Origin of the sequence: Lacrimispora sinapis (assembly GCF_043633585.1) — a bacterium.
GTDB classification, from domain to species: Bacteria; Bacillota; Clostridia; order Lachnospirales; family Lachnospiraceae; genus Lacrimispora; species Lacrimispora sinapis.
Genome location: NZ_CP141832.1, coordinates 3,746,971 through 3,753,647 on the forward strand (window position 1 = coordinate 3,746,971; position 6,677 = coordinate 3,753,647).

Here is a 6,677-nt window from a genome sequence, read left to right on the forward strand (position 1 = left end):
ATCTAAAAATCTCCTTCATTAAACAGCAGTTTATCATCTTCCTTTTGACATAAGCCCAAAATACGAAACTGAATTCCCGCCGCTGAACACGATGTGATTAAAACACGGTAAATAGGATTGCATAAAGTTAGTTGTGGCTAACCAATACGTTCATCATAACAAAAGTTATTTAAAAAAACAATAGCTTCACAGCAACTATGAGAATCTTTCACAGGTCTCTCATTTTAATACTAAATATCTACCAATTTATAATCCACTATAGTATAATAAAACCAGCAAAAGCCACAAAACAAGCATGTTAAGGGAGGTATTTTATGAAACGGCAAGAAATTAACATCAGAGACCCATTTGTATTGACTGAAAACGGCACTTACTATTTATATGGAACCCGAGCAGAGACCTGCTGGATGGAAGCCGACGGCTTTGACTGCTATACCAGCAATGATTTAGAAAACTGGGATGGCCCTTTTGAAGTATTTTGTAAGCCGAAAGATTTCTGGGCGGATAAAAACTGCTGGGCACCAGAGGTCCATAAGTATAACGGTTCCTACTATATGTTTGCCACCTTTAAAGACAGCAAAGCCTGCGGCGGAACCGCAATATTAAAAGCCTCTCATCCACTTGGTCCATTTACCGGTCACAGTGAAAAACAGATCACCCCGCATGGTTGGGAGTGCATCGACGGTACCTTTTACGTGAGTCCTAAGAAAACTCCATACATGGTTTTTGTACACGAATGGGTCCAAATCTCAGATGGTTCTATCTGTGCCGTAGAACTCAGCAAAGATTTAAAAAAAGCCGTTTCCCAGCCCTTTGTCCTCTTCCACGCCTCTGAAGCCTCCGGATGGGTGGTCCCCATCACGCCAGAGAACAGACCCGGAACCCACTACGTAACAGACGGTCCTTTTCTATACCGTACCCAAAATAACCGCCTCCTCCTGCTTTGGTCAAGCTTTGGAAAAGAGGGATATACCGAAGCCCTTGCCTATTCCGACAACGGTGACATTACCGGAAAATGGAACCAGGATGACAGGCTTCTCTTTCAGAAAGACGGCGGTCACGGCATGATTTTTCCAAGCGTGAACGGTGAATTATATCTTACACTCCATACACCCAACGAGCATTTAAAAGAGCGTCCCGTCTTTTACCCCTTGGAAGAAAAAGACGACACGCTCTGGCTGAAAGGATAATAGTATGAAAGAAGTCATCTTTGCAGGAACCTGCGGCGGCATAGGAATCAGCCATGTAGCCCGTGACTGTGACTTTGCAAAAACCATAGGATTTTATAAAAATGAGTATCAGATCCATTACATACTGGATGGAGAACGATATTTCTATTCGGAAAATAAAAGCTGCAGGATGTCAAAAGGCACCCTGTCTTTTATTGATAAAAAAAAGATTCCTTTTACAAATGTGATCGGCGGAAAGTTCCATGAACGTGTCTTGATCGAAATTGAAGAAAGCTGGCTGACTTCTGCCGGAACCGTCATGGAACTAGATTTTATCCGTTTTTTTCAGAACTATCACGGTGTATTTTCCCTTGATGAGACCCGAAGAAATCAGATGGAACAATATTTGAGTGAGATGGAACAGACAATACAGAATAATATTCCGTTTGCTTGCGCAGAAATCAAGAAAATTTTGTTTTCCGTCTTTCTCATGGTTTTAAAAGGAGAGGGCATCAAGCCGGAAGAACCCGATCATCAAAAAGGAAAGATGATACGCTATGTAAAAGTTTCTGAGATTATGAGTTATATTATGGAACATTCCTGTGAGATCTGCGGGCTGGAAGATCTTGCAGCTATTTTTTACCTGGATAAAAGCTATTTAAGCCGGATATTCAAAGAAGTGACCAATTTTACCGTAAACGAATTTATGAACTGCCAAAGAATTGAACAAGCACGGCGCCTTCTTCTTAATGATTCCCTTTCAATGGAAGATATATCCAAAAAATTAGGTTACGAACGGCTCTCATACTTTGACCGGGTCTTTAAAAAACATACGGGAACCACCCCGCTCCAATACCGGAAGTCAAAGAAAAATCCAGGAAACCGGTCAATATAGTGCAAATTTAATTCTTTTTCCAATGTATTGGTGTTTTGCCTAAATATGATTGTTATTTCACCATTATTATATTAAAATGTTACATATATTTACTGAATCCGGATGGTAAAAATAGCAAAAATAACAAATGTATGCGTAACAGCAAAACATGAAACGGAGGAAGCGGCATGGACTTAATTCCATATCACTGGAGAATTGAAAATTTTACCAATGGCTATAAGGGCTTTGGCGGAATCAGTTTTCAGATATTCTTTCAGAATTCTTTACTGGTTGCCTCCATTTCGACCCTGGCAACGGTCCTCTCCTCTTCCTGCGTGGCCTATGCCTTTTCAAGAGTTCCTTTTAAAGGGCGCAATCTCTGGTTTATGGCAATGATCGGAACCATGATGCTGCCCTCTCAAATCATTTTGGTTCCCCAATACATTATATACAACAAACTTCATCTTGTAGGAACCTATCTCCCCCTCCTACTGCCTCATTTTTTCGGCCAGGCTTTTTTTATCTACCAGATGATGCAGTTTGGAGCCGGTATTCCAAGGGACTTAGACGAAGCTGCCATCATCGACGGCTGCAGCAAGTATTCTATTTTTACCAGAATTTTTCTGCCTTTGTTAAAACCCTCCATTGTAACCACCATCATCATTCAGTTCTACTGGAAATGGGATGATTTTATGTCACCGATGATTTACCTAAGCAAGCCCAATTTATATACAGCCTCCGTGGCCATCAAAAATTTTGCTGATTCCACCTCCACCACTGATTATGGTGCCATGTTTGCCATGTCCACCTTATCCCTGGTTCCTGTATTCCTGATCTTTCTGTTTTTCAACCGCTATCTGGTAGAAGGAATCAGCGGAAGTGGTATCAAAGGTTAAAAAACAGCTGCAGAAAGGGTTTATTGTGAAAATAAAAACAAACGTATCATTTAAAACCTCTTATGAACTATTACAAAAACTGGTGGACACCGCCGAAGAAAAATCCTTAAATAATTTAAAACAGTTCGAGTCCCGGATGGTCTTAATTGAAGGAGGCGGCTATGAAAAAATATGGCTGGAGACACAACCCATGGGCGGCGAAATGTATGCCAAAAGAAATTTAGAGGCTGGGCTTAATAACAATCTTTTATTTATGGAAACCCAGAGAGAGGATGGAAGGCTTCCCGGAAGCATAGCCTTACTGGATGGAACCATAACTCCCCAATTTAATAAATTTCAGGGCTTTTGCTTTCCATCCTCCGCTCTTAACATGTACTATCTAATAGGGAAAGAGGACGATTATCTCACCCTTCTTGCTTCTGCTTTAGAAAAATTCGATTCATATTTATGGAAAGTACGGGATTCCGACGGGGATGGCTGTCTGGAAAGCTGGTGCAAATATGACACCGGAGAAGATTATGCCCTGCGCTATGGGGATGCCCCTGATGACTGGGACAAGGAAACACCTCCAAAAAACTGCCGCATCGTGCCTATGGCCTCCCTGGACATCATGAGTTTTTCTTATTCCGCGAGAGAAACCTTATCAAAGATCGGAAGGATCAAAGGTGATTCCTCCATAACGGACCGGTGGTTAAAAAAAGCCCGTTCCATTAAGAAAACCATACAGACTTACCTTTGGGATGAAGCAAGAGGTGCCTGCTTTGACCGGGATAAGCATCATAAGCCGCTGGATGTCCTGACTCATAATAATTTAAGAGCCATGTATTGGAACAGCCTAACACCCTCCATGGCCAGGGAATTTGTGACCAGACACTTACTAAATCCGGAAGAATTCTGGACTCCCATGCCGCTTCCCTCTGTAGCAGTCAACGACCCTCTGTTTCAAAACATCGAAACCAATAACTGGAGCGGACAGCCCGAAGCACTTACCTACCAGAGAGCCATCCGCGCACTGGAAAATTACGGTTATGATTCTTTGATCCCGGTTCTCGGAGAAAAATTGTTTCATGCCATTGGAGAGTCCTGCATTTTTGTACAGCAATACGACCCTTTTACCGGACAGCCCTCTCTTCAAAGTACTCAAGACTCCTATGGCCCAGCCCTTCTCTCCGTTTTAGAATACGCTGCCCGTATGTTTGGAATTCACCTGGAACAGGACAAGATCTTCTGGGGCACCATGGGCGGCCATGAAAGTATTTATGAACAGGTTTGGGGCGAATATTGTTTTAAAATCAGAAACACCGGTGACTATGCAGAAGGATTTATCAATGGGAAGAAAATATTTGAATCAGGAAAAGATTTAAAACTCATCACAGACCTTAAAGGAAATCTTCTGCATGTAAAACAATTATCAGATAAGGCCAATAAAAGTAATTTAAAATTTTATCTATAAATTTTATATTTATTTCCCCAAACCAGTTGTGATCAAATATGATTTGAGATAATATTTAAAGTAATTGGGCAAAGTATTTCTATAAAATAGTAGAAATACAAAACTCATAAACTGTAAACCAATAACAAGTACGGAGGAAATGATCATGTTTGAATCTATGATTGCTGCACTGAAGGACCAGAAAAGAAAGATCGTATTTACAGAAGGCACGGATCCAAGAATTTTGGAAGCTGCAAGCCGGCTTTATAAGGAAGGAATTCTAACACCCATCCTTTTGGGAACCGAAAAAGAAATTGATGAAGCCGCAAAAAAGTATGGATGGCCAGTGGAGGGAATAGAAACCATTGACCCTCTTCACTATAACGAAATTGATGAAATGACATCTAAAATGGTGGAACTGCGAAAAGGAAAGATGGATGAGGCAGCCTGCCGGGCCGCTCTTTTAAAATCCAACTACTTTGGCACCATGCTGGTTAAGATGGGAAAAGCCGACTGTCTGCTGGGCGGAGCCACTTATTCCACTGCTGATACTGTAAGACCGGCCCTGCAGTTGATTAAAACAAAGCCCCAAAACAAAATTGTTTCCAGCTGCTTTATTCTTTACCGCCAGACAGAAGGCAAAAACGAAATGTATGCCATGGGAGACTGTGCCATCAATCTTAACCCAACCGAAGACGAGCTGGTTGAAATCGCTGTTGAAACAGCCCGGACCGCAAAGACCTTTTCCATTGATCCAAAGGTTGCCCTGCTTTCCTACAGCACGCTGGGTTCCGGTAAAGGAGAATCCGTTGATAAGGTAAACCACGCCGCCACAAAATTAAAATCCTTAAATTTAGACTTCCCGGTGGATGGCGAACTCCAGTTTGATGCTGCGATCTCCCCCGCAGTGGCAGAAACAAAAGCATCCGGTTCCCCCGTTGCCGGCAACGCCAATGTTTTTATTTTCCCTGATATCAATGCTGGGAATATCGGCTATAAAATTGCACAGCGACTGGGCGGATTTGAAGCCTTCGGACCCATCCTCCAGGGACTGAATGCACCGATCAACGACTTATCCAGAGGATGCAATGCTGACGAAGTTTATAAAATGTCAATCATAACAGCAGCCCTGATTTAAAAGATAATCCCAGGCTGGAATGGTTAAAATGAAAAAGCGGCTCCCCTTAAATTTCAAGAGGAGCCGCTTTCTATCCTATCTTCTCATGGCCTTATACAATGCCTGAGTAACCGCAGTCGTCAGAATTCCCGCCACGATTGCCTCAGGAATTCCATTAATACAGATAATTCCAATTATAACCGAATAAATTCCCTCCGACAGTCCTTTCGCAGCATGTCCATATTCTTTACCAAAAAGAAAATAAATCAGATTCATTACCAAAAGCGTATTGGTTAATGATCCGGCCGCCCCGGCTGCCGCCAGTGCAATGGTTCTTTTTCCCTTTTTCCCCTTAAAGCCTTGAAGCACCGCCCGGAAAACGTAAAACGATACGATACCGATTAAAATTCTCGGAACCATACAGATGACCAGGCTCCCAAAATTACCGCCGTACTCTCCCACCTTTATAAACGGAGAAAATACAAATGAGGTCGGATTTGGCATGTAGGTATTTTTCCACAAACTGGTAAGTCCAAACACCATTCCTAAAAATCCCCCATATTTTGGTCCAAGAATAATGGCTCCAATTATGACCGGAACATGAATGATGGTGGCGTTCATAAATCCCAGTGGAATATATCCTAAAGGTGTAAATGCCAGGATTACGATAATGGCAACAAATACAGCTGCCAATACCAGGTTACGGGTCTTGTTCTCAATGTTCATCTTATACCTCCTGTGCTACTGTTCTTATTCATAAGATACAATGCAGCTAGTTACTTCTGCATTATACCTACCGCCATTGCTTTTCGTCAATCATGTTCTCAATTTCACACGAAATTTGTTAATTTACATAAAGTTATCAACAAAGTGGGGATAACTTGTGGAAAACTATCTTGATACTATCTTGATAACCATCCATTTGTTCACAAGCATGTCCCTTCATCCCAGATAAATAAAAGTTTTCCAGAATGTGAATAACGGGAGTTTTAAAAGCTTTCTTTTTTGTGGACAACTCTCTCCCTGGATGATTATCAACATTTCATTCACATGCAATACACATCCTCTGCACACACTTATCCACAATTTTTTACTATTCTCATTGAAATATATTTCAAAATAGTATAGAATGAACAGTAGATTGGGCAAATGCGCATATTTGCATTTTTATAGATGTAGGAGACATACA

Annotated in this window: 6 protein-coding genes; 5 read left to right on the forward strand and 1 reads right to left on the reverse strand. The window is 41.5% G+C overall.

The features are described 5' to 3' along the window. Positions 1-314 precede the first annotated feature (314 nt). The 5 genes from VIG27_RS17715 (at position 315) to pta (ending at position 5,509) form a co-directional block, all read left to right on the forward strand. The gene (locus tag VIG27_RS17715) at positions 315-1,190 is read left to right on the forward strand and encodes a glycoside hydrolase family 43 protein (RefSeq protein ID WP_394524084.1); all 876 of its coding nucleotides are present in this window, start codon (positions 315-317) and stop codon (positions 1,188-1,190) included. Positions 1,191-1,194: 4 nt separating this feature from the next. Beyond that, complete coding sequence (locus tag VIG27_RS17720) at positions 1,195-2,064, forward strand: helix-turn-helix domain-containing protein (RefSeq protein WP_394524086.1); 870 nt, start codon at positions 1,195-1,197, stop codon at positions 2,062-2,064. A 167-nt stretch (positions 2,065-2,231) separates the two neighbouring features. After that, on the forward strand, positions 2,232-2,939 hold the full coding sequence (locus VIG27_RS17725) for a carbohydrate ABC transporter permease (protein WP_394524087.1): 708 nt from the start codon (positions 2,232-2,234) through the stop codon (positions 2,937-2,939). Positions 2,940-2,964: 25 nt separating this feature from the next. Continuing rightward, complete coding sequence (locus VIG27_RS17730; RefSeq protein WP_394524088.1) at positions 2,965-4,392, forward strand: MGH1-like glycoside hydrolase domain-containing protein; 1,428 nt, start codon at positions 2,965-2,967, stop codon at positions 4,390-4,392. A gap of 139 nt (positions 4,393-4,531) precedes the next feature. Next, positions 4,532-5,509, forward strand: coding sequence for a phosphate acetyltransferase (pta, locus tag VIG27_RS17735; RefSeq protein ID WP_394524090.1), 978 nt, complete (start codon positions 4,532-4,534; stop codon positions 5,507-5,509). A gap of 75 nt (positions 5,510-5,584) precedes the next feature. On the opposite strand, the gene VIG27_RS17740 is transcribed toward pta, so the two are convergent. Then, positions 5,585-6,214, reverse strand: coding sequence for an ECF transporter S component (locus VIG27_RS17740; protein WP_394524091.1), 630 nt, complete (start codon positions 6,212-6,214; stop codon positions 5,585-5,587). Positions 6,215-6,677: the final 463 nt, after the last annotated feature.